At 73.9% G+C, this 25,787-nt stretch carries 24 protein-coding genes and 1 tRNA gene; 16 read left to right on the forward strand and 9 right to left on the reverse strand.

The genetic code is table 11. The features are described from left to right. Positions 1-161 precede the first annotated feature (161 nt). Positions 162-722, forward strand: coding sequence for a M48 metallopeptidase family protein (locus AC4H2H_RS17060; protein WP_494372016.1), 561 nt, complete (start codon positions 162-164; stop codon positions 720-722). A gap of 10 nt (positions 723-732) precedes the next feature. Here the strand turns inward: AC4H2H_RS17060 and AC4H2H_RS17065 are convergent, their stop codons facing one another. After that, positions 733-2,286, reverse strand: coding sequence for a zinc-dependent metalloprotease (locus AC4H2H_RS17065; protein WP_494372017.1), 1,554 nt, complete (start codon positions 2,284-2,286; stop codon positions 733-735). A gap of 69 nt (positions 2,287-2,355) precedes the next feature. Here AC4H2H_RS17065 and AC4H2H_RS17070 point away from each other — a divergent pair, with 69 nt between their 5' ends. Both AC4H2H_RS17070 and AC4H2H_RS17075 read left to right on the forward strand, forming a co-directional pair. Continuing rightward, positions 2,356-3,480, forward strand: a complete 1,125-nt coding sequence (locus AC4H2H_RS17070) for an NAD-dependent epimerase/dehydratase family protein (RefSeq protein ID WP_494372018.1) — start codon at positions 2,356-2,358, stop codon at positions 3,478-3,480. Positions 3,481-3,487: 7 nt separating this feature from the next. Then, complete coding sequence (locus AC4H2H_RS17075; RefSeq protein WP_494372019.1) at positions 3,488-4,597, forward strand: YlbL family protein; 1,110 nt, start codon at positions 3,488-3,490, stop codon at positions 4,595-4,597. 7 nt (positions 4,598-4,604) lie between these two features. Here the strand turns inward: AC4H2H_RS17075 and AC4H2H_RS17080 are convergent, their stop codons facing one another. Next, on the reverse strand, positions 4,605-5,201 hold the full coding sequence (locus AC4H2H_RS17080) for a PPA1309 family protein (RefSeq protein WP_494372020.1): 597 nt from the start codon (positions 5,199-5,201) through the stop codon (positions 4,605-4,607). 116 nt (positions 5,202-5,317) lie between these two features. On the opposite strand from AC4H2H_RS17080, the gene AC4H2H_RS17085 reads away from it, so the two are divergent. From AC4H2H_RS17085 to AC4H2H_RS17095, 3 genes are all read left to right on the forward strand, one after another. Further along, positions 5,318-8,374: a UPF0182 family membrane protein gene (locus tag AC4H2H_RS17085; protein ID WP_494372021.1), complete on the forward strand. Its 3,057-nt coding sequence runs from the start codon at positions 5,318-5,320 to the stop codon at positions 8,372-8,374. Positions 8,375-8,481: 107 nt separating this feature from the next. Beyond that, positions 8,482-9,555, forward strand: coding sequence for an aldose 1-epimerase (locus AC4H2H_RS17090; protein ID WP_494372022.1), 1,074 nt, complete (start codon positions 8,482-8,484; stop codon positions 9,553-9,555). 83 nt (positions 9,556-9,638) lie between these two features. After that, positions 9,639-9,712 (forward strand) — tRNA-Met (locus AC4H2H_RS17095). A gap of 196 nt (positions 9,713-9,908) precedes the next feature. On the opposite strand, the gene AC4H2H_RS17100 is transcribed toward AC4H2H_RS17095, so the two are convergent. The 3 genes from AC4H2H_RS17100 to AC4H2H_RS17110 form a co-directional block, all read right to left on the reverse strand. Further along, on the reverse strand, positions 9,909-10,367 hold the full coding sequence (locus tag AC4H2H_RS17100) for a peroxiredoxin family protein (protein WP_494372023.1): 459 nt from the start codon (positions 10,365-10,367) through the stop codon (positions 9,909-9,911). A 76-nt stretch (positions 10,368-10,443) separates the two neighbouring features. Next, on the reverse strand, positions 10,444-10,977 hold the full coding sequence (locus AC4H2H_RS17105; RefSeq protein ID WP_494372024.1) for an RNA polymerase sigma factor: 534 nt from the start codon (positions 10,975-10,977) through the stop codon (positions 10,444-10,446). Positions 10,978-11,212: 235 nt separating this feature from the next. Further along, a complete protein-coding gene (locus AC4H2H_RS17110) occupies positions 11,213-11,692 on the reverse strand; it encodes an RrF2 family transcriptional regulator (protein ID WP_494372025.1) in 480 nt (159 codons plus the stop codon). A gap of 108 nt (positions 11,693-11,800) precedes the next feature. On the opposite strand from AC4H2H_RS17110, the gene AC4H2H_RS17115 reads away from it, so the two are divergent. Further along, positions 11,801-12,568, forward strand: a complete 768-nt coding sequence (locus AC4H2H_RS17115; RefSeq protein WP_494372026.1) for an SDR family oxidoreductase — start codon at positions 11,801-11,803, stop codon at positions 12,566-12,568. A gap of 85 nt (positions 12,569-12,653) precedes the next feature. Here AC4H2H_RS17115 and AC4H2H_RS17120 read toward each other — a convergent pair whose 3' ends face one another. Together AC4H2H_RS17120 and AC4H2H_RS17125 are read right to left on the reverse strand one after the other, a co-directional pair. Continuing rightward, positions 12,654-13,106 (reverse strand): hypothetical protein, encoded by a 453-nt coding sequence (locus tag AC4H2H_RS17120; protein ID WP_494372027.1) that lies wholly within the window; start codon positions 13,104-13,106, stop codon positions 12,654-12,656. Positions 13,107-13,414: 308 nt separating this feature from the next. Further along, positions 13,415-13,624, reverse strand: a complete 210-nt coding sequence (locus tag AC4H2H_RS17125; RefSeq protein ID WP_494372028.1) for a hypothetical protein — start codon at positions 13,622-13,624, stop codon at positions 13,415-13,417. A 592-nt stretch (positions 13,625-14,216) separates the two neighbouring features. Here AC4H2H_RS17125 and AC4H2H_RS17130 point away from each other — a divergent pair. The 4 genes from AC4H2H_RS17130 to AC4H2H_RS17145 all read left to right on the forward strand — a co-directional run bounded on the left by AC4H2H_RS17130 (position 14,217) and on the right by AC4H2H_RS17145 (position 17,574). Then, positions 14,217-15,098 (forward strand): ABC transporter substrate-binding protein, encoded by an 882-nt coding sequence (locus AC4H2H_RS17130; protein ID WP_494372029.1) that lies wholly within the window; start codon positions 14,217-14,219, stop codon positions 15,096-15,098. A 7-nt stretch (positions 15,099-15,105) separates the two neighbouring features. Further along, positions 15,106-16,044: an amino acid ABC transporter permease gene (locus AC4H2H_RS17135; RefSeq protein WP_494372030.1), complete on the forward strand. Its 939-nt coding sequence runs from the start codon at positions 15,106-15,108 to the stop codon at positions 16,042-16,044. Next, positions 16,041-16,823 (forward strand): amino acid ABC transporter ATP-binding protein, encoded by a 783-nt coding sequence (locus AC4H2H_RS17140; protein ID WP_494372031.1) that lies wholly within the window; start codon positions 16,041-16,043, stop codon positions 16,821-16,823. The genes AC4H2H_RS17135 and AC4H2H_RS17140 overlap by 4 nt, the downstream gene beginning before the upstream one ends. A 250-nt stretch (positions 16,824-17,073) precedes the next feature. Further along, complete coding sequence (locus AC4H2H_RS17145) at positions 17,074-17,574, forward strand: hemerythrin domain-containing protein (protein WP_494372032.1); 501 nt, start codon at positions 17,074-17,076, stop codon at positions 17,572-17,574. 10 nt (positions 17,575-17,584) lie between these two features. Here the strand turns inward: AC4H2H_RS17145 and AC4H2H_RS17150 are convergent, their stop codons facing one another. Beyond that, positions 17,585-19,684 carry a serine/threonine-protein kinase gene (locus tag AC4H2H_RS17150; protein ID WP_494372033.1) on the reverse strand — a complete coding sequence of 700 codons (2,100 nt, stop codon included), beginning with the start codon at positions 19,682-19,684 and terminating at the stop codon, positions 17,585-17,587. Between the two features lie 123 nt (positions 19,685-19,807). Here AC4H2H_RS17150 and AC4H2H_RS17155 point away from each other — a divergent pair, with 123 nt between their 5' ends. The 3 genes from AC4H2H_RS17155 (at position 19,808) to AC4H2H_RS17165 (ending at position 22,651) form a co-directional block, all read left to right on the forward strand. Beyond that, a complete protein-coding gene (locus AC4H2H_RS17155) occupies positions 19,808-21,799 on the forward strand; it encodes a thioredoxin domain-containing protein (protein ID WP_494372034.1) in 1,992 nt (663 codons plus the stop codon). A 112-nt stretch (positions 21,800-21,911) separates the two neighbouring features. Further along, positions 21,912-22,388, forward strand: a complete 477-nt coding sequence (locus tag AC4H2H_RS17160) for a dsRBD fold-containing protein (protein WP_494372035.1) — start codon at positions 21,912-21,914, stop codon at positions 22,386-22,388. Then, the gene (locus AC4H2H_RS17165; RefSeq protein WP_494372036.1) at positions 22,385-22,651 is read left to right on the forward strand and encodes an acylphosphatase; all 267 of its coding nucleotides are present in this window, start codon (positions 22,385-22,387) and stop codon (positions 22,649-22,651) included. Before AC4H2H_RS17160 ends, AC4H2H_RS17165 begins: the two co-directional genes overlap by 4 nt. 24 nt (positions 22,652-22,675) lie before the next feature. Here the strand turns inward: AC4H2H_RS17165 and AC4H2H_RS17170 are convergent, their stop codons facing one another. Next, positions 22,676-23,815, reverse strand: a complete 1,140-nt coding sequence (locus tag AC4H2H_RS17170; RefSeq protein WP_494372037.1) for a M15 family metallopeptidase — start codon at positions 23,813-23,815, stop codon at positions 22,676-22,678. A gap of 181 nt (positions 23,816-23,996) precedes the next feature. On the opposite strand from AC4H2H_RS17170, the gene AC4H2H_RS17175 reads away from it, so the two are divergent. After that, the gene (locus AC4H2H_RS17175; protein ID WP_494372038.1) at positions 23,997-25,127 is read left to right on the forward strand and encodes a T6SS phospholipase effector Tle1-like catalytic domain-containing protein; all 1,131 of its coding nucleotides are present in this window, start codon (positions 23,997-23,999) and stop codon (positions 25,125-25,127) included. 31 nt (positions 25,128-25,158) lie between these two features. Continuing rightward, the gene (locus AC4H2H_RS17180; protein WP_494372039.1) at positions 25,159-25,713 is read left to right on the forward strand and encodes a DsbA family protein; all 555 of its coding nucleotides are present in this window, start codon (positions 25,159-25,161) and stop codon (positions 25,711-25,713) included. Positions 25,714-25,787 lie beyond the last annotated feature (74 nt).

The raw sequence follows: 25,787 nt of genomic DNA on the forward strand, positions 1-25,787 counted from the left end.
ACGAGTTGGTGCTTCCGCGGGGACTGCTTGACCGTCTCGAGGTGCGGCGCCGGTCCTGCCGCGTCGCAGCACCCGCCGGATCGTCGTCGGGGTGCGCCAGGAACGGGATCTGTCCGGCGTGGACCCTGCCCTTTCGTGGCGTGAACCAGTACCGTCTGAGCGTGGTCCAGGAGACGGTCGTGGAGGTTCGGCGCAGCCGCCGACGCAAGAGCACGGTGAGCGCGTACCGCGACGGCGAGCGCACGATCGTCGCCATCCCCGCGCGCTTCACGCGGGCCCAGGAACGTGAGTGGGTCCAGCGGATGCTCGACCGCCTCGCCGACTCCGAGCGCCGGCGACGACCCTCGGACGACGAGCTCCACCGTCGTGCCGTCGAGCTGTCCGAGCGCTACCTCGACGGCCGGGCGCACCCGTCGAGCGTGCGCTGGTCGGGGAACCAGGACCGTCGCTGGGGGTCGTGCACGCTCATCGACGGCTCGATCCGCATCTCGACGCGCGTGCGGGGGATGCCGTCCTGGGTGCTCGACTACGTCCTGCTGCACGAGCTCGCGCACCTGCAGCACGCGGGGCACGGCCCGGGCTTCTGGAAGCTGCTCGAGGCGTACCCGCGCACGGACCGCGCGCGGGGGTTCCTCGAGGGCTTCTCCTACGCGCGTGACGCGGAGGTGGAGTCCGACGACGACGCCGGCTCCGGGACGGGAGACGACGCCGTCGACGGCTGAGCCGGTCGGCTCACCCGCGTCCTCCCTGCGCGTCGTCGTCCTGCCCGGTGTCCGGACCTGAGTCCGGCCCTGAGTCCGGCCCGGACTCCGGACCGCCGGCGGTGCGGAAGATCTCCTCGAGCGCGCGGTCGACGTCGGCCTCCTCGGCACGCGTCGCGTCGCGGCGGTCGGCGTAGCCTGCGGGGTCGTCGAGGTCGGCCGCGTCGGGCAGCAGGTCCGGGTGGTCCCACACGCCGTCGCGCGCCGCGCTCCCGGAGCGGGGGCCGGGCTGGGCGGCGATGAACGCCCACAGCGCGGCCGCGTCGCGCGACCGCCGCGGCCGCAGCTCGAGCCCGACGAGCGTCGCGAACGTGTGCTCGGCAGGCCCCCCGGCGGCGCGCCGCCGGCGCAGCATCTCTCGCAGCGGGACGGCGTGCGGCAGGTGCGGCAGCGCGGCGGCGGCCGTGACCTCGTCGACCCAGCCCTCGACGAGCGCGAGCGTGGTCTCGAGCCGCAGGAGCGTGGCCTGCTGCTCGGGAGTGTTCTGCACGCCGAAGACGCCACCGGACAGGGCGCGCTGGAGCGCGCCGGTGTCCGTCAGGTCGACGTCGGAGAGCTGTGACTCGAGCGCGGAGAGGTCGATCGTGATGCCGCGCGCGTACGCGTCGACGAGCCCCCGCAGGTGCCCGCGCAGCCACGACACGTGCGTGAACAGGCGCGCGTGCGCGGCCTCGCGCAGGGCGAGGAAGAGGCGGACCTCCTCGGCGGGGGCGTCCAGCCCGTCGGCGAACGCCTCGACGTTGGCGGGCAGGAGGACCGTGGCGGGCTTGTCGAGCAGGGGCAGCCCGATGTCGGTCGCACCGAAGACCTCGCGCGACAAGGTCCCGGCCGCCTGGCCGACCTGCATGCCGAACACGGCGGAGCCGAGACGCTGCATGAGGGCCGCGGGGTCGCCCGCCGGCATCCCCAGGGCGCCCGCGGGCAGGCCGGGGACCTGACCTGGCACGGTGAACCCGACGCCGGGCAGCGCCGACGGGCCCTCGTCGCCGAGGCCCTCGGGGAGCTGGTCGCGCAGCACCGTCGCGAGCGCGTCGACCACCGACGACGCCACGGGCGCCACGAGCTCGTTCCACGCGGGCAGCGTGTGCTCGACCCACTCCGAGCGGCTCCACGCCTGCGCGCGCCCGCCCGACGGCGGCAGGTCGGTCACCGCGTCGAGCCACAGCTCGGCGACCGACAGCGCGTCGGTGACCGCCCGCTGCTGCGCTGCCGAGACGGACGGGTCGCCCTCGGCGACCGCGACCTGGCGTGCGACGTCGTGCGAGACGTCGGTGTTCACCGGGCCGTCGCTCGGTGTCGACAGGAGCCGCTGGACCTGGGCGAGGACGTGCTGGAAGAGCTGGGGGTCGGCGGCCGGGCCGCCCGCCGCGGCGAGCGCCTGCGGGTCGAGGCCGCGGGCGCGCAGCTCGCGCAGCGCCTCGTCCGCGTCGGGGCCGAGCATCGAGCGGAGCAGCTCCTCGAACCCGGGGTCGAAGGGCGTGTCGTCGTCCGGTCCAGGGGTGCGGTCCGGGGGCAGGCTGCTCATGGGGACTCCTCACGGTAGCGTCGGGAATCACCGTAACCACGATCGAGCGCCGAGAACGGGGGCTGAGCCATGTCCGAGGGCCGGGTTCGCTCACGGCGCAGCGCCGCGGCCGGCGCGGAGGGAGCGCACCCGCGCGACCCGGGGGACGTCCCCCTGACCGACCGCTCCACGGCCGACGTCGCGCCGGAGACCGAGCCTCCGCCCGTGGTCGTCGGGGTCGGGCAGGTCGCGGACGCCGTGCGTGCGGGGCTGGGGGCTGCGGACGCCTCCCCGGTGGACGCCCTCACGTGGCCCGAGGGCGCCCGGAGGCTGGTCGTGGTCGCGCCCGCCGGGGAGTTCGGCGCGCCGCGCGCGCGGACCGACGACGAGCAGCGCGCCCGTCTCGCGCTCCTCGGCCGTCGCGCGGGGGAGGCCGCTCTCGCCGCCGGGATCGAGCACGTGGTCGCGGTGACGTCGGCCGCCGTCCACGGGGCGACGCCCGGCCAGGGCGTGATCGACGACGAGGCCCCGGTCGCCCCGCCCGACGGCCCCGGCTTCGCGGGCGACCTCGTCGCCTTCGAGGACGCGCTGCGCGAGGCCCTCGGCGAGGTGCCGCTCGCGCTCGTGCGCCCGGCCGTCGTCGTAGGCCCCGACGTGGACACGGTCCTCACCCGGCACTTCGAGGCGCCGCGACTGCTCACGGTGCGTGGCGGGGAGCGCACGTGGCAGCTCGTGCACGTCGAGGACGTGGTCGGGGCGGTGCGGGTCGCGCTCGACCGGCACCTCGTCGGCGGGCTCACCGCGGGCCCCCTGCGCGACGGCCGGCCCGACGAGCTCGACAGCGAGACGGTCGCCGCCGCGGCGGGGATGCGCACCGTGCAGCTGCCGCCCGCGTCGGCGTTCGGCGCGGCCGAGCGCCTGCACCGCGTCGGCGTGCTGCCCTCGCCCGCGGGCGACCTCGCGTTCGTCGTGCACCCGTGGTCCGTCTCGGCGCGCCGCCTGCACGACGCCGGCTGGTCGCCCGCCTGGTCGGGCGCGGCCGCGCTCGAGGTGCTGCTCGCGGAGGTGCGCGGGCGGGTCGGCGTGGCGGGCCGCCGACTCGGGGGCCGTGACGCGGCGGCGCTCGGGGCTGCGGGGGCCGCCGTCGCCGTCCTCGGGACGGCTGCGGTGTGGCGTCAGGCCCGGGCGGGGAAATCCCAGCAACCTCGGGGATGATGTCCCGGTGAGCGACAGCCCCTCCTTCGACACCCTTCTCACCGAGGACGACTACACCCCGCCGCCCGTGACGCGACGCTCCCTCACCTTCGGGATCTCCCTCCTCGCGACGACGCTGCTCGTCGCGGGTCTCGCGGTCCTCCCCGCCCCGTACGCCGTGCGGTCTCCCGGCCCGACGGAGGACACGCTCGGCGAGCAGGGCGGCACGCCCCTCATCTCGATCGCGGGCGCCGAGACCTTCGACTCCACGGGCGAGCTGCGCCTCACGACGGTCTCGGTGGCGGGCGGACCGGGGTACCCGGTGAACCTCGCCCAGGTGGTCCAGGGGTGGTTCGACGCGTCGCGCTCGGTGCGCCCCGTCGAGGAGGTCTTCCCGCCGGACCGCACCCAGGAGGAGACCGAGGAGCAGGGCCAGGCAGAGATGATCAGCTCGCAGGAGAACGCCACGGTCGCGGCGCTCACGGAGCTCGGCTACGAGGTGCCGGCCACGCTCACGGTCGAGGACGCGGTGCCCGGGAGCGGGTCCGACGGCGTCGTCGAGCCCGGGGACGTCATCGTCGCGCTCGACGGGGCGCCGGTGCCGACGTACCAGGACCTCATCGACGGCCTCGCCGAGGTCCCGCCGGGGGACGACGTGTCGCTCGGCGTGCTGCGCGACGGCGTCGAGACGGAACTCACGGTCACGACGACGGACGGCGGCGACACGGCGCTGCTCGGCGTGTTCATCGACCCGGCGTTCGACTTCCCGGTCGACGTGACGATCCAGATCGAGGACATCGGCGGCCCGAGCGCCGGGACTATGTTCGCGCTCGGGATCATCGACCAGCTCACGCCGGAGGACGAGGCGGACGGCGTCGTCATCGCGGGCACGGGCACGATGAGCGTCGAGGGCGACGTCGGCGGGATCGGCGGGATCCAGCAGAAGCTGTACGGCGCGCTGCGTGACGGCGCGACGTGGTTCCTCGCGCCGCAGGCCAACTGCGGCGAGGTCGCGGGCAACGTCCCCGACGGGCTCCGGGTCGCGGCCGTCGCGACGCTCGCCGACGCGCGGGCGGCGATGGAGGCGATCGGCGCCGGAGAGGGCGACTCCCTCCCGACGTGCGAAGCGCGCCCCTGACCGGGGCTCAGTCCTCGAGCGTCGCGCGCAGCGCGGTGACGAGCCCGGGCACGAGGTCGGGCCCGCCGGCGACGTCCGTGGCGGCGTCGTGCGCGCGCGACCGGACCGCGCACCAGCTCGGCCCGTCGCGCAGCACGCCGACGGCGAGCCGCACGTCCTGGCGGTCGGGGTGGGACGCGAGGTGCTCCAGCGCGGCGTCGGGGTCCGTGGGGACGCCCTCCTCCGCGGCGGGGGGCAGGACGATCCGCTCGACGACGAGCGCGGCGCCGTCGACGGTCGGGGGCCACGCGACGCGCGCGAGCGCCTCCTCGAGGTCGCCGTCCGTGGCGAAGCCCTCCTGCTCGACCGAGAGCAGGTGGTGCGGGTCGGCGGCCGCCGCGGCGACGACGTCGGACGGGAGGCGGTCCGCGAGCGTCGGGTCCGCGGCGAGCGCGCCCGCGGTGGCGACGAGCGCGAACAGGCGCGGCACGGCGTCCCAGCCGTCGTCCGCGACGTGCGCCTCGACCTCGTGCACCGCGAGAGCGAGCGCGTGCTGCGGCGTCGGGCCGCCGGGTGCGACGGGGGAGGGCTGAGGGGCGTCCGGGGCGGGCTCGTCGTGAGGCATGGACCTATCGTCGCGCATCGCTCCCCACGGCACGCCACCTCGTGGGAACCTTGGGGGAGGGCCGGGCGTTGACCCCGGTGCACGCCCGAGCCACGATCTGAAGAGGTATACCCACCGTGTCATTCGCCGCAGCGCCCCGCCGGCCGTCCTCCGGGGCGCGGCCCTCCCGGCGCCGGAGCCCGATCGGGATCGCGATCGCCGTCGTCGGTGCCCTCGTGGTCCTCCTGCTCCTGCTCGCCCAGTTCTGGACCGAGGTGCTGTGGTTCACACAGCTCGACTTCGAGTCGGTGCTGTGGACGCAGTGGGGCACGCGCATCGCGCTGTTCGTCGGGGGCTTCCTCGTCATGGGCGGGCTCGTGTTCCTGTCGTTCTCGCTCGCCTACCGGTCGCGGCCGATCTACGCGCCGTCGACGCCGGAGCAGGCGACCCTCGACCAGTACCGCGAGGCGGTCGAGCCCCTGCGCAAGGTCGTGATGATCGTCGCGCCGGCGCTCGTCGGGTTCTTCGCCGGCGCCGCGGCCGCCTCGCAGTGGCAGACGGTCCTGCTGGCGATGAACTCGGTGCCGTTCGGCACGAGCGACCAGCAGTGGGGGATCGACCTGTCGTTCTACGTCTTCACCCTGCCGGCGCTGCGGTTCGTCGTGAGCTTCCTCATGGCGGTCGTCATCATCTCCGGCATCGCGGCCGTGGCGACGCACTACCTGTACGGCGGTCTGCGCATCGGCGGGGGCGCCGACGCCGGGCCGCGCACGACGACGGCGGCGCGCGTCCAGCTCGCTGTCGTCGCCGCGCTGCTCATGCTGCTCATCGGCGCGAACTACTGGCTCGACCGGTACTCGATCCTCACCTCGGCCGGCTCCCGGTTCGACGGTGCGTCGTACTCCGACGTGCACGCCGTCATCCCGTCCAAGGCGATCCTCACCGCCGTCGCGGTGTTCGTCGCGGCGCTCTTCGTCGTCGCCGCGGTGCGCGGCAACTGGCGCCTGCCGGCGATCGGCGTCGGTCTCATGGTGGTCTCGGCGATCGCGATCGGCGGGATCTACCCGTCGGTCGTCCAGCGCTTCCAGGTCTCGCCGAACGCGCAGGAGTTCGAGGAGCCGTACATCCAGCGCAACATCGACGCGACGAAGTCGGCCTACGGCATCGCCGACGTCCAGACGGAGGCGTACAACGCCAAGACCGAGGCGGAGGCGGGCGCGCTGCGCGAGGACGCGGACACGACGGCGTCGATCCGCCTGCTCGACCCGGAGGTCGTCAGTCCGTCGTTCAGCCAGCTGCAGCAGAACAAGCAGTACTACCAGTTCTCGCAGTCGCTGTCGGTCGACCGCTACGCGATCGACGGCGAGAGCCGCGACACCGTCATCGCCGTGCGTGAGCTCAACCAGGAGGGCCTGGGCGCGGACGCCCGCAACTGGGTCAACGACCACACGGTCTACACGCACGGCTTCGGCGTGGTCGCGGCGTACGGCAACCAGATCGGCCCCGACGGCCGGCCGGCCTTCTACGAGGGCTCCATCCCGTCGACGGGCGCGTTCACGGACGCCGGCGGCTACGAGCCTCGCATCTACTTCTCGCCCTCGGCCCCGCAGTACTCGATCGTCGGGTCGCCTGAGGGCACGGACCCGTGGGAGCTCGACTACCCGGTCGACGACGAGGCCGGGCAGGTCAGCAACACCTTCCCGACCCAGGACATCGAGGCCGGGCCGAGCGTCGGGTCGTTCCTGAACAAGGTGCTCTACGCCCTGAAGTTCGGGTCCGAGGAGATCCTGTTCTCCGACCGCGTGACCGAGGACTCGCAGATCATGTACGACCGCAGCCCGCGTGACCGCGTCGCGAAGGTCGCCCCGTACCTCACGCTCGACGGGCGCGTGTACCCGGCCGTCGTCGACGGGCGGGTCAAGTGGATCGTCGACGGCTACACGACGTCGAACGCCTACCCGTACTCGACGTCGGAGTCGCTCGAGGACTCGACCCGCGACTCCCTGGTGGCGGCCAACTCGGTCGAGGCGCTCGCGCCGCAGCAGGTGAACTACATCCGTAACTCGGTCAAGGCGACGGTGGACGCGTACGACGGGTCGGTCGATCTCTACGCGTGGGACGCCGAGGACCCGATCCTCCAGGCGTGGACCCAGGTCTTCCCCAGCACGATCCAGCCGATCTCGGAGATCTCGGGCGACCTCATGAGCCACCTGCGCTACCCCGAGGACCTGTTCAAGGTCCAGCGCACGCTGCTCTCGGCCTACCACGTCGAGGACGCGAACGAGTTCTACACGCAGCAGGACTTCTGGCGCATCCCCGAGGACCCGACCGTCGGCGGGACGACCAAGCCTGCGCAGCCGCCGTACTACCTCACGCTGCAGATGCCGAGCCAGGACGCCCCGACGTTCTCGCTCATGTCGACGTACATCCCGGGTGGCGGCTCCGACCGCAACATCCTCACCGGGTTCCTCGCGGTGGACGCCGAGCCGGGGAGCGAGGCGGGAGTGCGGTCCGAGGACTACGGCACGCTGCGGCTCCTCGAGCTGCCGCGCAACGCGACCGTGCCCGGTCCGGGGCAGGTGCAGAACAACTTCAACACCGACCCGACCGCCGCCGACGGCCTGCTCGCGCTGCGGCGCGGCGACTCGACGGTGATCAACGGCAACCTCCTGACGCTCCCCGTCGGCGGCGGTCTGCTCTACGTCCAGCCGGTCTACGTGCAGTCCACCGAGGGCACCCGGTTCCCGCTCCTGCGCAAGGTGCTCGTCTCGTTCGGCGACGAGATCGGCTTCGCCGACACCCTGGACGAGGCGCTCAACCAGGTGTTCGACGGCGAGTCGGGCGCGTCCGCCGGCGACGCGGAAGGCGGGGTCGACACCGAGGTGCCCGACCAGCCGGCCGACGGCGGCACGACGGATCCCGGGACGACCGAGCCGGGCACCGAGGAGCCGGGCACCGAGGAGCCCGGCGCCGAGGAGCCGGCGCCGCCCGCGGACGGGGGCACGGTGGACGGCGACGCCCGTACGCAGCTCGACACCTCGCTGCGCGCCGCGCAGCAGGCGATCGAGGACGGCCAGGCGGCGCTCGCCGAGGGCGACTTCGCGGCCTACGGCGAGTCGCAGACGCGCCTGCAGGAGGCGCTCGAGTCCGCGCTCGCCGCGGAGGAGGCGCTCGACGCCGGCGCCCAGGGCTGAGTCGGCCTCGGGGACGACGACGGGCGGGACCACCGGACGGTGGTCCCGCCCGTCGTTCGTCGTGGGCAAGTTGTCTTTTCCCTGCGGGCACGCGAGGATCGCTCCTCGTGACCTCTGCAACTGTTTGCAGCAACGCTTTCAGCAACGCTCGGCACGACGTGCTCGACGACGTGTTCGGCGCCGCCGGCGACGTGCCCGCCGTGCGCCTTCGGCACCCTTCCGGTGCCGAGCTCGTCGTGGCGCTGCGCGGGGCGGCCGTCCTCGCGTGGCGCGCGCCCTGGCGTGGGCCCGACGGCAGCGAGACGATCGAGGGCCTCGTCGACGGGTACGCCGACCCGGCGGAGCTGGTGAACCACGACGCGGCCCGCTCGGCGATCATGGCGCCGTTCGTCAACCGCCTGTCGGGCGGTTCCTACGTGTTCGACGGCGTCCGCCACCACGTGCCGCCCGTCCTGCCGTGGGAACCGCTCACCATGCACGGCTTCGCGCGCACGCTCGACTGGGTCGTCCAGCGCCGGGCTGACGGCGTGAGCGGCGCGCCCGAGGGCGACCGGGTCGGGACCGACCGGCCCGTGTCGGTCACCCTGCGTGCGACCGTCGGGGCCGAGACGCGCCCCGGCTACCCGTTCGCGCTCGAGCTCGACGCCGAGTACACGCTCCGTGCCGGCGGGCTCGACGTCGTGCTGCGCGCACGCAACCTCGGCGCAGGTCCGGCCCCCGTCTCCCTCGGCTGGCACCCGTACCTGCGCGTGCCAGGCCACGCGAGCATCGACGGTCTCGAGCTCACGGTCCCGGCGCGCCGGGCCGTCGTGACGGGCGGCGATCTCTTCCCGCGCCCCGGTGCGGCCGCCTACGCGGAGATCGACGGCGTCGGGCCGCTCCCGCTGGCAGGTACGCGGCTCGACCACGCGTTCGGCGACCTGCGCCCCGACCCCGACGGCCGAGCGCGGACGCTCGTGCGCGACCCGAGGACCGGGCAGGGGCTGGCAGTGTGGCAGGACCGCGGCCTCGTGCACGTCTACACCGGCGACGGGCTCGAGCGTCGCGAGCGGGCCGCGCTCGCCGTCGAACCGGTCGAGACGCTCACCGACGCCTTCAACCGGCCGGACTGCGCCGACGACGTCCGGCTCGAGCCCGGGGCCGAGCGGGCCTTCGCGTTCGGTGTCGAGGTCCTGCCGTGACTCTGCGGCGGACCGACGTGACCCACGTCTCGTCCACCCGATTTGGCCGGGTCCGAATCCTCACGTAGAGTAGTGATCACCGACGCGGGGTGGAGCAGCTCGGTAGCTCGCTGGGCTCATAACCCAGAGGTCGCAGGTTCAAATCCTGCCCCCGCTACAAAAGAAGGGCCCCTGATCAGCGGAAACGCTGATCAGGGGCCCTTCGCCTTGCCCGCGAGCTTGCCGGGTTACGGTCTGGGCTCTGGTGCACCCGGATCGGCCAGGAGGAGTACGCCCGATACCTGGACGTCATGCCAAGCGTCCGGCGGGATCGTCGCCGGCGTGATGCGCCCGGCGTGGGATCCTCAGCCGGGTCAGTCTCGGGGGCCGACCCAGGGCAGGCCAGCGATCGCCTCGGTGATCCCCTTCCGGTCGTAGCTGCCGGTCGGCAAGGTCGCCGCGTGCGCGTGGCGGACGACACCGTCCCGGTCGATCAGGACGCTGCCCGACTGCTGCATGGTGCCGAACACCTTCCGCATCAGCCCCACTGTCTCGTGGGGTGAGCCGTGGCGGCCGGTCACCACCTGCACGGGCAGCTCGCGGCGTGCGTGCCAGGCGGACGCCTCGCTTCGGCCCTCGGGGATGACGACCAGCACGCGCACGTCGGCAGCAGCGAGCTCGTCGGCCCGGGCCGCGAGGTCCTTGACGTGCATGGCGCAGACCGGGCAGGTGACCGAGCGCATGAAGTAGAGCAACACGTTGTCCGTGCCGCGGTAGTCCGCGAGGCGGACGGGGGCCCCGGTGGTGTCTTCGAGCTCCAGGTCGGGGAGCACCGATCCGGTTTCGAGCATGAGGTCTCCAGGTGAGGTGGTGGTGAGGTGGTCGTGAGGTCGTTCGTCTGCGGGGACGTCAGCCGTGCAGCAGCAGCTCGCGGACCGTCGTCCGCGCCCGGTGGAGCCGGGACTTCATCGCGGGTGTGCTCAGGCCGAGGGCGTCGGCGACGGCCTTGCCCGGGTAGCCCTGGACGTCCCGCATGATGAGGACCCGGCGCTGGTCGGGAGGCAGCTGGGCGATGGCTCCGGCTACCCGTTCGGCCTCGAGCCGCTGCATGACGTCGTCCTCCGCCGAGATCGTGGTCGCGGGCGGTATCAGGTCCGGGTCGCCGCGCAGCGCCTGGCGGGTCCGCCGCAGGCATTCGTTGCGGACTATCCGGAACATCCACCACACGAGCGCACCGGACGCCCGCAGCGTTCCGATCTTGCGGTAGAGGATGATCAGCGCCTCCTGGGCGGAGTCCTCCGCGTCCTCGGGCGAGGCGCACAGGGAACGCGCGAAGCGCTGCACGTGCGGGTGCGATCCCGAGACCAGTGCCGCGAGGGCGGCCGGGTCCCCGGCCTGCGCGGCGACGACCAGCGACTGCTGCGGCCAGGCGGTCTCAGCCATGCCTGTGCTCCTCGATCTGCCCGTGCCGCTGACCCGCGGCGTTCGCCTGGACCGCTGTGCTCGTCGTCAAGGTGACCTCCTCCGGTGCCGGGCGCGTCCCGGCCCCTATAAGAGTCGGTGCGGGGGTCCGAGGATTCAGGGCGGCGAGTGCCCGCGTCCGAGGCACGGTTGGTCTCCGGTCACGCGACGGCGATGGGTCCGTACGCACCGGTCGTTGCGCGCCAGGCTGTGCGCCTCAGTCGGGTACGGCACCGCGGGCGAGGAGGCGCCGGTTGCGTTCGGGGATCTGGGCCGGGAGCGACCCGACGAGCTCAGCCATGCTCACAGACCGAAGACTGTCCTGCCAGGCAGCGTGTGCGGCGTCCATGGTCGCGGCGAGCGCGCACCGTTCGCCGCACTCATCGGCCGGGAGCGCACCGCGCCCCTGCCGACGGATCTCGCGGCACTGGTAAGGGTTGCCACCACCCTCGATCGCCTCCACCACGTCGAGCACGGTGATCCGTGCCGGCGGACGCCCGAGACGGAACCCGCCGCGTGGACCGGTCGTACCGGAGAGGACCCCGGCCCGGACGAGCCGTGCGAGCTGCTTCGCAAGATACGCGGGCGGCAGATCGAAGTGCTGGGCGAGCTGCGCCGTGCTCACCGTGGTGCCGGGCACCTGCGCGAGAAGCGTCATGCAGTGCAGCGCCCACTCCATGCTCTCCGGCAGCTTCATGCCGCAAGACTAACGAGCACGACCGCTCGAACCGCCCACGCGGCAACCTCCGTCCGATATTCACGCTATTGTCGACCTTCAATATCCATAACAAGGAGCGGAGCCGCTGTGCGCATCGCAGTCGTCGGAGCCACCGGAAACATCGGAAACCTCACCCGGAGCGCCTTGGAGCGCGACCGCCACGACGTCGTGCCCATCAGCCGCAGTCATGGGGTCGACGCCTTCTCGGGTGCCGGCCTGGCAGCCGCGCTCGCCGGTGTGCACGCCGTCATCGACGTCACGAACTGCACCGCGAGCCTGGAATCCGAGAACGTCAGCTTCTTCACCACGGTGACGGAGAACCTCCTGGAGCAGGGACACCGGGCCGGCGTCGGGCACCACGTCACACTGTCGATCGCCGGGGTCCGGAAGGTCCGCGGCAACGCGCACTACGCGGGCAAGCGCGCACAGGCGGCGGCGGTCGAGGCCGGGGGCGTCCCCTACACGATCGTGCCGGCAACCCAGTTCCACGACTTCGCCGCGATGGCCGCCTCCTGGTCCGAGCACGACGGCGTGGCCGAGATCGCCCCGCTCCTCATCCAGCCGGTCGCACCCGCTGACGTTGCCGCCGTGCTCGCCAACGTCGCGACAGGCGCGCCCCAGGGCCAGCACGTCGACATCGCCGGCCCGGACCCGCACGACCTCGTCGACATGGCCCGCCGCACCTACGCCGCGCGCGGGCTACCCATCCGCCTGGTGCCGACGTGGGACGGCGGTATCTTCGACTCGACCATGGCGGGCGACGTGCTCCTCCCCGGTGCGGACGCGAGGATCACCTCGATGTCGTTCGACGACTGGCTCGCCGAGGAGCGGGTGCGGCGGCACCGGTCGGACTGACCCCGTCCTTCCCGTCCCGGCTCCTGGGGTCAGGTGACGGGCCACTGCTGTGGTGAGGTGGCGTGGCCAGGCAGGCAGGTCGGAGTCAGGCCAGGACAGGAGCCCGGCGACGGAAGTACGCGACCGTCAGCACCGCAAGCAGCGGGCCCCACGCGAGCAGCGGCACATAGCAGACCAGCAGGACCACCTTCTGCATGAGCGTGGGGAAGATGTGGTCGAAGCTGCCACTGGTCGTCCCGTTCAGCATGTTGACGACGGCGAACGGCCAGATCCCGGTGAGCGCGATCGCCCCGAGTGCCGCGGGGACGGTCGCGACAAGCCGATGGATCTGACGTCCGCCGATCAGCGGCAGCCAGCCCGGTACCACCTCGCCCCACCGCTGGACCAGGCCGAGGGACAGCAGCGCCGCCGCCTCGGCGAGGAGCGAGAGCCCGACGATCTGGATCCGTTCGGAGAGCGGGAGCACGATCGCCGTGTTCGCGACGGGCAGCCCGGCCACCAGGGCGATCCGCCACACGCCCGCCGGCAGGGTGATCAAGGCCAAGAGGTGCGCCAGCCGTCGTGCGCCGGAAGAGGCCCTCGGGGCAGGCCGGAGACGGGAGTCGGTGTGAACGCTCATGGCTTCGATCGTGGCCGGGATATGCACCGACCGGATCACCCAGGAGAGGGGTCCGCTCCCCCGATCGGGTGACCCGTGCAACCCGCACGGTTGCGGCCCACCCGTGGTGGGTAGCGGCAGTCGGGCGAGGGCCCCCGCACCGGCTCGAACCGCCGTTCGAAGCTGAGAGGTGTTCTCACCGGTCTGTCAGCGGGTTCCGCGTCGACGATGGAGTACCACGAGGGCTCTCACGAGCCGCGGACGATGGCCAGGACCGCTCTTCGTGCGGCGTCCGCAGGGATCGCCACGCCGCCCGCCTCACCGCTCGTCGCAGGTGCTCCGACGAGGACGCCGAGCACGGCGCCGTCCTCGTCGTCCACTCGCAGCGCAGCGATGTCGACGCCGTCCGCACGTCCCAGCACCTGCGCGGTCTGCGTTCGGCCGTCCCGCTGGGTCACGGTGACCTCGTCCTGTCCCGTCACCAGCCGAGCGCTGGTCACGAGGATGCCGGGCAGCGCGACGCGGAAGGCGGAGCCACCAGGCGGTCCCGCCAGGCCGACGACGCCGTCCGGCACTCGGGCCGCGCCACCGCTCGACGCGGTCGGCGCGCTTGTCCGGGCCGAGCTGTGCCCACTCGCCCGGTTCGAGCCGGTCCACCAGCTCGAGGTCGTCCGGGGTTCTCGCAGAGATGGCGGCCTCCTCGCCCTCACTGATCCCGACCGGTGGCGAGAGCGCACCCGGGTACACGCCATGGGCTGGCAACCCACGTCCCGACATCGCCTACCGGCCGGTCACCGACGCCAGCCGGTACACGGTCGCCATCGCTTGGCCCGAGACCTCGCGCGCCCCGCACCTCGCCGAGCTCGTCCGCACCGCCACCGACCTCCACGCCGCACAGAGGATCGCGAGCTGACGGTCGAGCGCCGGGGCGTCGCTGTGACGCGGCCCACCTGTCGTCCGGGTCACGCGGGAAGTCTCAGGGTGTGGCGCGGCGTTATCGTCAGTGGCCGGTGCCCCCACCCGCGGGCGCCCGACACCCGGAAGGTCACCATGCACCGTCTGCGTACCCGTCCCGTCACCCTCGCCGCGCTCACCGCGGCCACCGCGCTCACGCTCGCGGCGTGTTCGTCCGGCGGCACGGACGGGGGCGACGCGCAGGACCCGACCGGTGCCGCGTCGTCGGACACCGAGCAGTGCGAGCCCGGCGCTCTCCCCACCCTCACCGACGGCGTGCTCACCGTGGGTGCCGGCGAGGCGTACTCACCCTGGTACGTGGGCGAGCACGACTCCGGTGAGGGCTTCGAGTCCGCGCTCATCTACGCCGTCGCCGACCGTCTCGGGTACGCCGCCGAGGACGTGCAGTGGGAGGTCGTGACGTTCGAGCAGATCGTCAGCCCTGCCATCAAGCCGTTCGACGTCGCGGCGTACCAGACCTCGATCACCGACGAGCGCAAGCAGGCCGTCGACTTCTCCAGCCCGTACCTCACGACGCGCCAGGGCGTCATCGTCATGGAGGACGGCCCGTACGCGGGCGCGACGACCCTCGCCGAGCTCGACGGCGCCCGCATCGGCGTGACGGCCGCGCAGACGAGCCTCACGCTCACCGAGGCTGCGTGGGGCGAGGACGCCGACATCTCGCCGTACAACGCCGCGGGCGACGGCATGCAGGCGCTGCAGTCCGGCACGATCGACGCGATGGTCATGGACGTCGACCAGGGCGTCGCCGCGTCGACCGAGTACTTCCCGGACTCCGTCGTCATCGGCACGCTGCCCGACCAGGGTGTCGTCGAGCAGTACGGCCTCGTGCTCGACCTCGATTCGGAGCTGACCGAGTGCGTCTCGCAGGCCGTCGACGACCTCGAGGCCGACGGCACGCTCGCCGACCTGCGCACGACGTGGCTCAAGTCGGACGACGTCCCCGTCCTCGAGTGAGCCTGCCGTGACCGTGCCCCAGGTGCCCGACGACGCACGCTCGCCCGGGAGCGACATCGTACCCGGGGGCGGGGCGGGGGTCGTGTGGTCGCCGTCGCCGCTCGCGCTCGATCGCGCCGCGTTCCGGCGCGCGCAGCGGCGCCGGTCGCTGCTCGTCGCGCTCGTGAGCACGGTGGTCGTCGTGGTCACGGTCGTGCTCGTCGTGGTCAACGCTCCGGGCTGGGAGCGGGCGCGCACCGCGTTCTTCGACCCGGCCAACGCGTGGGAGTCGCTGCCCGCGATCCTCGAGGGACTGTGGCTCAACCTGCGGGTGTGGGTCGTGGCGGGCGTCGTGGGCACGCTGCTCGGGCTCGGGCTCGCCATCGTCCGCACGAGCCGCATCCCGGCGCTGTTCCCGCTGCGCGCGTTCGCGATCGCCTACGTGGACCTGTTCCGCGGGGTCCCGCTCCTGCTCGTGCTGCTGCTCGTCGGCTTCGGCCTGCCCGCGCTGCGTCTGGAGTGGCTGCCGACGTCGGGCGCGTTCCTCGGCGCCCTCGCGATCGTCCTCACGTACACCGCGTACCTCGCGGAGGTGTTCCGCGCGGGCATCGAGTCCGTGCACCCGTCGCAGGTCGCGGCCGCGCGCTCGCTCGGGCTCACGCGTGCGCAGACGACGAGGCGGGTCGTCCTGCCCCAGGCGGTGCGCAACGTCACCGCGCCGCTCGCGAACAACCTCGTCTCGCTCCAGAAGGACTCCGGCCTCATCTCGGTGCTCGGCGCGGTCGACGCGATCCGGGCCGCGCAGATCGCGACGACCGGGAGCTACAACTTCACGCCCTACGTCGTCGCCGGGGTGCTGTTCTTCCTCGTGTCCTTCCCGCTCACGCGCGCGGTCGACGCGTACCAGTCGCGTCGTGGCTGGGGTCGCTCGCTCGCGACCGTGAGCGGAGCGGGGGACATCCGGTGACGGCGGCGGACCGCGTGCCGGACGGGGCATCGGAGCACCTGCTGTCCCTCCGGGGCGTGCGCAAGACGTACCCGGCGGCGTCGGGCGGTCGGCGCGTCGTGCTCGACGGCATCGACCTCGACGTCGACGCGCACCGGTGCGTCGTGCTCGTCGGCTCGTCCGGGTCGGGCAAGTCGACGCTCCTGCGCGTGGTCAACCTGCTCGACGAGATCGACGACGGGCAGATCCTGCTCGACGGCGAGGACGTCGCAGACCCCCGGCTCGACGCGAACGCGGTCCGCGCGCGCATGGGCATGGTGTTCCAGGCGTACAACCTGTTCCCGCACCTGCGCGTGCTCGACAACGTGACGCTCGCGCCGCGCCTCGTGCGCGGCCGCTCGCGTGCGGAGGCCGAGGCCGCGGCTGTCGAGATGCTGCGTCGCGTCGGGCTCGCGCACAAGGTCACGGCGTACCCCGACCAGCTCTCCGGCGGCGAGCAGCAGCGCGCCGCCATCGCGCGGGCGCTCGTCAACTCACCCGAGCTGCTGCTGCTCGACGAGGTGACGTCGGCGCTCGACCCCGAGCTCGTGGGCGAGGTGCTCGACCTGCTGGCCGAGCTGCGCGCGGAGGGCCGCACGATGCTCGTCGCCACCCACGAGATGGGCTTCGCGCGGCGGGTGGCCGACGAGGTGTGCTTCCTCCACGACGGGCGGGTGCACGAGCGGGGCACCCCGGAGCAGGTGCTCGGCGACCCCCAGCGCGACCGCACCCGCGAGTTCCTGCGCCGCCTCCACGCCTGAGCGCTGAACCCTGCTCCGCCGAACACGACGTTGCTGTCGTTCTGGCGCTCAGAACGACAGCGACGTCGTGTTCGACGGCGCGTGGTGTCGTTCTCGCCGAAACGGCACACGAGGCGCAGGGTGACCCGACGGACCGGCTGGTAGGGTCCTTGCCAGCGTCGCGTGCCGGTGGCGGACCACGTCAGGCATGGAGGCGCCGAACCCGGAAGGGGGCACCCGATGGATCGGGCCCTTTCCTCGTTCCTCACCGGTGAGTGAGGGCGAGAAGACCAGGCTCCTGGCCTGGTACGACGAGATGCGAGCCGTGCACGGCCGGCTGCGCCGGGCGCTCGAGCTCGTCCGCGACACCGCCGACAACGACGACCCGACGACCGGCACAGCGACCGACACCGACCCGGCCGCCGAACTGCTCGTCTACTGCCGTGGCTTCTGCACCGCACTGAGCCGGCACCACACGGCGGAGGACGTCGTCCTGTTCCCCGAGCTCGAGGCGCGACACCCCGAGCTCGGTGACGTCCTACGACGGCTGCGGCAGGACCACGGGATGATCGCGTACCTCGTCGCGGACCTCGAGCACGCGCTCGACCGGGCGACGGACCCCGAGGCGTCGCGGGACGCCGTCGTGCGCCACCTCGAGGGGGTGGGCGCGATCATGGAGTCGCACTTCCGGTACGAGGAGAAGGCGCTCGGCGGCGTCCTCGCCGCGCTCGACCTGAGGGCTCCTCGCGAGGACGTGCTCGGGCCGCTCTGAGCGGTGGAGGTCAACCGCGCACGACCAGCAGCGCCGTGGCGCAGAACGACGCCGCGGCGACGAGGGCGTAGAGCCACGTCCACGTGCGCAGGCCCGCGACGCGCAGCACGACGGCGACGACGAGCGCTGCCAGGGCGAGCACGGGACCGTCGGCGAGCGGGGCGAGGTCGGCCGGGACGCGCAGGGTCTCGAGGAGCTGCGGTGGAAGGCTGAGGAACGGCCGGCTGTCCTGGGCGGCGCCCTCCGGCACGAGCCACAGCGTGCGCAGCACGGCCAGGACCGCGAGCAGGAGGGGCACCGTGCCGAGGAGAGCGACCGCGACCCGGGACCGGTTGCCGCCGGACGTGGTCGACGAGGCGGGTCGCGCAGGTGGGCCGGGTCGTTGCGGGGGGACCCGTGGGGGAGTGGCAGGCGCAGCCACCGCCGGGACCGGCGACGGCCGCGGTGCGGGCCCGAGATGCTGGACGGAGCTCCGGCGAGGCGGGACCGACGGCGGGACCGGTCGCCCGACCTGCGTCGCGACGACGTCGGGGGAGGTCATCACCCGGGTCCGCGCGACCGTCGCGGGCGCCGGCTCGTCCCGAGAGGGTGCCGACGGGGACCGGCCCAGCGTGGAGACGCGCTGCACGGGCACCGGCCGGGCGCGGTCGCCCGGAGGGCCGACCACCGGGACGGAGACCGGTCGGTCCCGGTACGGCCGGATGGCACGGACCACGGGGTCGGCGCCGCGCGCGGTCGCGTGCGTCGGCTGCCGGTACGCCCGCCACCCGCGCAGGGTGTCCGCGTGCCCTGCCGGAGGAGCGGCGGGCTGCCACTGCATCGCCTGCCAGAGCCAGTCCTTGAGCTCGGCCGGGGTGCGGCCGTCGGCGACGTGCGCGCCGATGCTCCCCACGTGGTCGGCGATGACCTCGGCGGCGGCGCCGTCGAACCCGTCGCCGTGCACCTCGGAGAGCACGCTCATGAGCGTGGCGTCGTACACCAGGGCGTGCCACGGTTCCCGGGCACGGTCCGGGACCGCTCCCGACCCCGCGGGCACGGCCTCCGCCGGCGGCTCGGGCGGCACGGGGACGCCGGTCGCGGCGGACAGCGCGGCGACCGGGCCCAGAGCGCGCTCGGCCGCGGTGGCGCCGTCGGCCACGATCCGCCGGGTGAGGAGCAGCGTCTCGTCGGCCGCCTCCCCGGCGAGCCGGGCGCTCAGCACCGCGACGACGCTCTCCAGCGCGGGGCGGTGGTCCGGCTGGTAGCGGGTCATCGACAGGATGAGGTCCCGCAGGTGCGGGTCGATCTCGGGCAGCTCGGCCGGGGACGGGGTGCGCTCCATCCCCGCCGGCACGCCGACCAGGTCGTCCGGGACCTCCTGGACGAGGTCCGCTGCCTCGAGGTCCCGGCCGAGGAAGTTCAGGTCCGCCGGCACGACGCCGGTGCTCGCGAAGATCAGCAGGAGGCCGAGGGCGTACACGTCCGAGCGCGGGTGCACGCGGCGGGCGAACAGCTCCGGCGCCATGTACGCGAGCGTCCCGACCGGCTGCGTGGAGGTCGCCGTGTCGAACAGCTTGGCGATGCCGAGGTCGATGAGGACCACGCGGTCGCCGTCGACCATGACGTTGGCGGGCTTCAGGTCGCGGTGCACGCCGTGCTGCTCCTGCAGCACGAGCAGGGCCTGCGCGACCTGCGCCGCCAGCCGCAACGCTCGTGGACCGTCCAGGGGGCCGGCTTCGCGGACGTGCTCGCGCAGCGTGGTGCCGGGGACGAGCTCCATGGCGAACCAGGGCTGGTCGTCGTCCAGGCCGGAGCGCACGAACCGGGGGAAGCCCCGCCCGCCCACGGCCTCCAGCAGCCTCGCCTCCTGGACGAAGCGGTCGCGGGCACCCTCCTGCAGCCCGGTCAGCACCTTCACGGCGACCTCCGCACCGTCCGCGCCTACGGCGCGGTACACGTGCGCGAACCCGCCGTGACCGAGCACCTCGTGAAGGGTGAAGGGGCCCGTGCGGTCGCCGCTCGCCGGCACGTGGCGGACGGGCCGTCGAGGCAGCGGCGCGGGCGCCTGCGCGCTCGGGTTCGTGTCGTCGTGGGTCGCCACCGCGAAGGCGGACCGCTCGGAGCCGGGCATGGGCGCAACGTTACAAGCGCGCACGTCCGGGACGTAGCAGACAACACCGACGTCCCCGTTCCGCGCCGGCCGCGCCGGCCGCGCCGGCCGCGCCGGCCGCGCCGACCTGGCAGGCTGGACGGCATGGTCAACCGCCTCGCCGACGCCGTGAGCCCGTACCTGCGCCAGCACGCGGGCAACCCCGTCGACTGGTACCCGTGGGGCGCCGAGGCGTTCGCCGAGGCACGCCGTCGTGACGTGCCGGTCATGGTCTCGGTCGGGTACGCGACCTGTCACTGGTGCCACGTCATGGCGCGCGAGAGCTTCTCCGACCCGGAGATCGGCGCCCTGCTCGCGCGCGGGTTCGTCGCGGTGAAGGTCGACCGCGAGGAGCACCCCGACGTCGACGCGAGCCTGCTCGCCGCGGCGAGCGCGTTCACGCCCGACCTCGGGTGGCCCCTCACGGTGTTCACCACGCCCGACGGCGCCCCGTTCTACGCCGGCACGTACTGGCCGCCCGTGCCCGTGGCCGGGCGGGCCGCGTTCCGGGACGTGCTCGACGCCGTCGGGCAGGCGTGGGAGCAGCGGCGCGACCAGGCGCGGGAGACCGGAGAGGTGATCCGCGCGGCGCTGCGCGACGCGGCGGGCAGGCCAGGCGTCTCGGCCGGCGGTTCTCCGGACGGCGCCGAGGACCTCGCGACGGCGGGTTCCGCCGGTCTCGTCGTCGACCTCGGCGCGCACGCCCGCGCCGTCGTCGACCGGCTCGAGGCGCACGAGGACCGCCACCACGGGGGGTTCGGCGGCGCCCCGAAGTTTCCGGTCGTCCCCGCGCTGGAGCTGCTCCTCGACGTCGCGGCGTCGTCGGTGGTCGACGACGACGTGGCGCGCCGTGCGCTCGCGCTCGCCGGCCGCACGATCGACGCCATGGCGGCGAGCCCGTTGCACGACGACGTCGACGGCGGCTTCTTCCGCTACGCGACGCGGCCGGACTGGTCGGAGCCCCACTACGAGCGGATGCTCTACGACAACGCGCAGCTCCTGTCGGCCTGCACGACGCTCGCCGTCCTGCGCCGCACCGGCCTCGCCGATCACGTCCCCGGCACCGATCCCGGGCCGGCCGACGACCCGGGCGAGACGACCGCCCGCGTGGCGGCCGGCGTCGGGCGCTTCCTGCTCGACGTGCTGCGACTGCCCGGCGGCGCGTTCGCGAGCGCGCAGGACTCGGAGTCGACGGTCGACGGCGAGCGGGTCGAGGGCGGGTACTACCTGCTGCCGCCGGGCGAACGCGCCGACCACGAGGCGCCGTCGCTCGACACCAAGGTGCTCACGGGCTGGAACGGGCTCGCGATCGAGGCGCTCGCGCGGGCCGGGCACCACCTCGACCTGCCCGAGCTCACGGACGCCGCGCGCGCCGCGGCCGACCACCTGCTCGCGACCCACGTGCGCCCCGACGGGACGCTCGTGCGGGCGTCCGAGGGCGGCGTCGTCTCGGCGGCCGTCGCGACGCTCGAGGACCACGGAGCGTTCGCCACGGCGCTGCTCACCCTCGGAGGTCTCATCGGGGAGCCGCGCTACCTGCGGGAGGGCCTGCGGCTCGTCGAGGCGACGGTCGGGCCCGACGGGCGGCTGCGCGCGCCCCAGGGCACGGACCCCGTGCTCGTGTCGCTCGGGCTCGACGCCGGGGCGGCCGCCGACCCGTCGGAGGGGGCGGTGCCCTCCGGTCCGACGGCGGCCGCACGCGCCGCGCTGCTCGCCCACCTCGCGACGGGCGAGCCGCGCTACCACGATGCCGCGCTCGCGCACGTCGTGGCGTCGTCCACGGCGCCCGTGCCGAGCGAGCGCCCGCTCGCGACGGGCGGCGTCCTGCGCCTCGCCGTCGGGCTCGCCGAGCCGCCGCACCAGCTCGTGCTCGTCGCGGACGACGCGCTGCGTGAGGCGTTCCGGCGCGCCGCGCGGGACTGGTACCACCCCGGCGCTCTCCTCCTCGGCGCCGCGCCCGCCGACGTCGCGGCGCTCGCCGACGAGGGCGTGGCCGTCCTGGCGGGGCGCGGTCCGGGCGCGTACCTCTGCGCCGACTTCGTGTGCCGACTGCCCGCGTCCGACGCCGACGCCCTGCGCGCCCAGCTCGCACCCTGACCGCCGGAGTCGCGCGGGTCGCGTCCGGAGGTCCACGGTCGCATGATGGGAGGACGGGACGCGGGGTCACGACGGGGCGGCTCCGCGGGGCCAACCAGTCGTGGGAGGGGCCATGAGGGCATCGGTCGGAGACAGGATCGTCACCGCGTCGGGGGTCGTCGGTGGCGCGGTGCGCGACGGGGTGGTGGTCGAGCTGCGGCACGACGACGGATCTCCGCCGTACCTCGTCGAGTGGACGGACACGGGCGAGCGCACGCTCGTGTACCCGGGGTCGGACAGCTACGTCGAGCACGTGCCCGGTGCCGAGACCGGCGCCGGCACGGACGCGACCAAGATGTGGCGCGTGCAGATCAGCGTCGTCGAGTCGGAGGGGCGCACGACGGCCGAGGCCGTCCTCGTCGCGGAGACCCCCGAGCACGTGCGGACCGTGGGCCGTGCGCGCCGGGACCCGCACGACACGGACGTCCCGCTCATCGGCGACGAGATCGCCGTCGGGCGCGCGCTACGCCGGCTCGCGGACCGGCTGCTCGACGACGCGGAGTCCGACATCGAGTCGTCCACGGGCGCACCGGCGCACGTGCACCTGTGACCCGAGCGGGCGACGGGCCGACGACGCGCGTGCGCGCCGTCGTGCACGGGCACGTGCAGGGCGTCGGATTCCGCTGGGCGACGCGCGAACGCCTCGCCGTGCTGGGGCTCGACGGGGAGGCCGTCAACCGGGCCGACGGCACGGTCGAGGTCGTCGCGGCAGGTGCGGCGGGCGCCGTCGACCGGCTCGTCGCGTGGCTGCGCGACGGCCCGACGCCGGGTCGCGTCGTGCACGTGGACGTCGACAGGTCACCCGTGCCGTGAGGTCCGCCGACGACGAGCGGAGGGTCAGCCGGCCTGGACGCCGACCCCGTCGTCCACGCGAGCCAGCACGGACTCCCAGTGCCACGGCTCGGGCACGCGCCCGTCGGGCTCGGCGAACTCGGGGTGCGTCCAGCCGAAAGCCTCGGCGTTGGCCTTGAGCCAGTCGTACTGGGCCGTGCCGAACGCCTGCACGCCGCCGCCCAGGTCGACCGCGAACCCGAGGCCATGGTTCGAGCAGCCCGGGGGTGCGGCGATCGGCGACGACGGGTCGTAGAGGCCCGCCTGCTCGTCGAACGTGCGGTACGACGAGCTGATCGTCAGGTGCACCCCGAACCGCTCGACGTACGCGGCGTCGAGCGCGACCAGCCCGTCGAGCACGTCGGCCCGCACCCGGTCGGCGGGTGACCACGGGATCGCAGCGAGGGCCGAGTCGGGCACGCGACCGCTGTCGGGATCCCACACCTGATCGGGCGCGGGGCACGAGACGGCATCCTGCGCGGTGATGAGCTCCTCCGTCGAGGTGGCGACGGTCGACAGGCTCGCCTCGAGGTCGAGCACCGCCTGCTCCAGCGCGCCGAGGTCGTCGCCGGCGACACCGGACTCCGCGGAGCCCGCCGTCGCGACCGACGCGTCGAGCGCCTCGCGCAGGCCGGCGCGGACGGCCTCGTCGGCGCCCAGACCCTCCGTGGCGGCGAAGATCCTCTCGCCCTGCTCCTCGACGGGCGCGAGGCTCGCCCGGGCCGCGGCGACCTCCTCGCGCGCGTGCTCCAGCATCGAGGCGTGCACCGCGTCCGACGTCGACGCCAGGGACGCGCTCGCCCCGGTCGTCCCGGTGGTCATGCGGGTGAGGAACGACGCGTCCAGAACGTCGCGCGCGTCGTCCACCTCGATCGCCAGGTCGTCCCGGACCGCGGGGTCGGCGACCTTCCCGTCGGAGGTCGCCAGCAGCTCCTGCGCGGACGCGGCCTGGACCGCCAGCTCGTCGTACGTCGATCCCCGGTACCAGACCAGCCCACCGGCGGCCGCCCCCAGGAGCAGCGCGAGCGTGACGATCACGGCGATCCACGCGCCGCGGTGGCGGCGCGAGCCACGAGCGTGCCGTCGCTCCGTCCCGGTCGGGAAGCCCGAGGGGTCGGTGGAGGGCGCGGTGCTCGTCACGGTCACATCGCCAGAACCTACGCCACGGGCAAGCCCTCTCGGACCGTTCGGCCGGTGATGGCGGACACGCTCACCGAAGGCTCACGATCCCGGCGCACGGACCGCCGTCGTGCATCACGGTGCACACCCCAGCACTCCCCACATGGTGTCCCTCGGCGACGGCGCCGGGGCGGTCACAGGAGGGGTCATGAAGCGGCTGGTGCTGTGCTGCGACGGCACGTGGAACTCGCCGGTGAACGCGAGCGTGTCGAACATCGAGAAGATCGCGCGTTCGGTCCGCACCGGCATCGCACCGGACGGCGTGCAACAGATGGTGTTCTCGGTCGAGGGCGTCGGGGCGCAGGGCTACCTCGTCGACCGGTTGCTCGGCGGGGCGTTCGGGTACGGCCTCACGCGCAACGTCGTGGCGGGCTACCGGCACCTCGCGCTCAACTACGAGACCGGCGACGAGATCTACGTGTTCGGGTTCAGCCGCGGCGCGTACACCGCGCGCAGCGTCGTCGGCATGATCGCGACCGTCGGGCTCGTCACGCAGGACGCGCTCGTGCGCGACAAGCTGTGCGACGCGGAACGCATCTACCGGCTCCGGGACCCCGACGAGCGGTCCGCGCGGGCCGCGGAGTTCCGCGCCGAGCACTGCCACGCCCGCGTCCCCGTCGCTTTCCTCGGCGTGTTCGACACGGTCGGCGCGCTCGGGGTCCCCGGCCTGTCGCGACGACGCAGCAAGTTCCACGACGTGCGGCTCTCGACCGACGTCGAGTGCGCGCGCCAGGCGCTCGCGATCGACGACCGGCGCATCACGTTCGAGCCGTGCCTGTGGGACGTCCCCGCGTCGATGGCGGCACGCGTCAAGCAGGTCTGGTTCCCCGGCGGGCACAGCGACGTCGGCGGCGGCGCCCGGGCGCGCGCGCTGTCGGACACCGCGCTGCTGTGGATGGTCGGCGAGGCGATCGCCCGCGGTCTGACCTTCGACGAGGACCGCCTGTTCGCCCAGCTCCGCCACGAGGAGGAGTTCGTGTGCCGGTTCCGGCCGGGACTGCTCTTCGGCACCCTCAACCTCGTCAAGCGCGTGCGTCCTCGGCCGCGATTCCGCGGCGACCGCCGCGTGCTCGCCGGGGTCCCGACGCCCCCGGAGACGGTCGACGCCGTCTACCTCGCGGAGACCGCCGCGCGGCTCGTGGTCGACGACACGTCGGAGTACGCCCGGCACGCGCAGAACATCGCGTGGTGGCGCGAGACGGCGGGGACCGACCTCGAACGGCTCGTCGAGCCCGTGCCCGGCACCAGCACGGAGGATCGACCGCTGGTCCTCGCGTGAACGCCCGTCGTCGCGTGCCATGCTGAGACGCGTGACCGAGCAGACCGAGGACCAGGCCCCGATCCCCGCCGACAGGCTCGTTCCCGCCGACGCCCACGTGCTCGGGAACGCGGCCGCGCCGGTGACCGTCGTCGAGTTCGGCGACCTCGAGTGCCCGTACTGCGCCGCGGCCGCACCGGTGCTGCGACAGGTCGTCGAGTCGTCGGCCGGGCGCGTGCGCCTCGTCTTCCGCCACTTCCCCCTCTTCGAGATCCACCCGCACGCGCTCAGCGCGGCGCTCGCGGTCGAGGCCGCAGCGGCGCAGGGGCGCTTCTGGGAGATGCAGGCCGCGCTCTTCGAGCACCAGGACCAGCTCGGGGAGGCCGGCCTCGCCGACCGCGCCGAGGAGCTCGGCCTCGACGGCGCGTCCGTCGTCGGCGACGATGCGCAGCAGTACGCGGGCCCGGTCCAGCGCGACTATGCCGACGCCCTCGCCGTCGGCGTCCAGGGCACCCCGACCCTGTACGTCAACGGCGTCCGCTACCGCGGCCGCGTCACCCCGGAAGGCCTGCGCGCCGCGATCGACGCCGCCGCCCCGCCGAGGTAGAGCCTCAGTCGCGCGAGGTAGAGGCGTGGTCGCGCGAGGTAGAGCCGTGGTTCCTTGTCGGACGGTGCGTGGTC

The sequence above is a fragment of the Cellulosimicrobium sp. BMG9.22 genome, assembly GCF_059159975.1.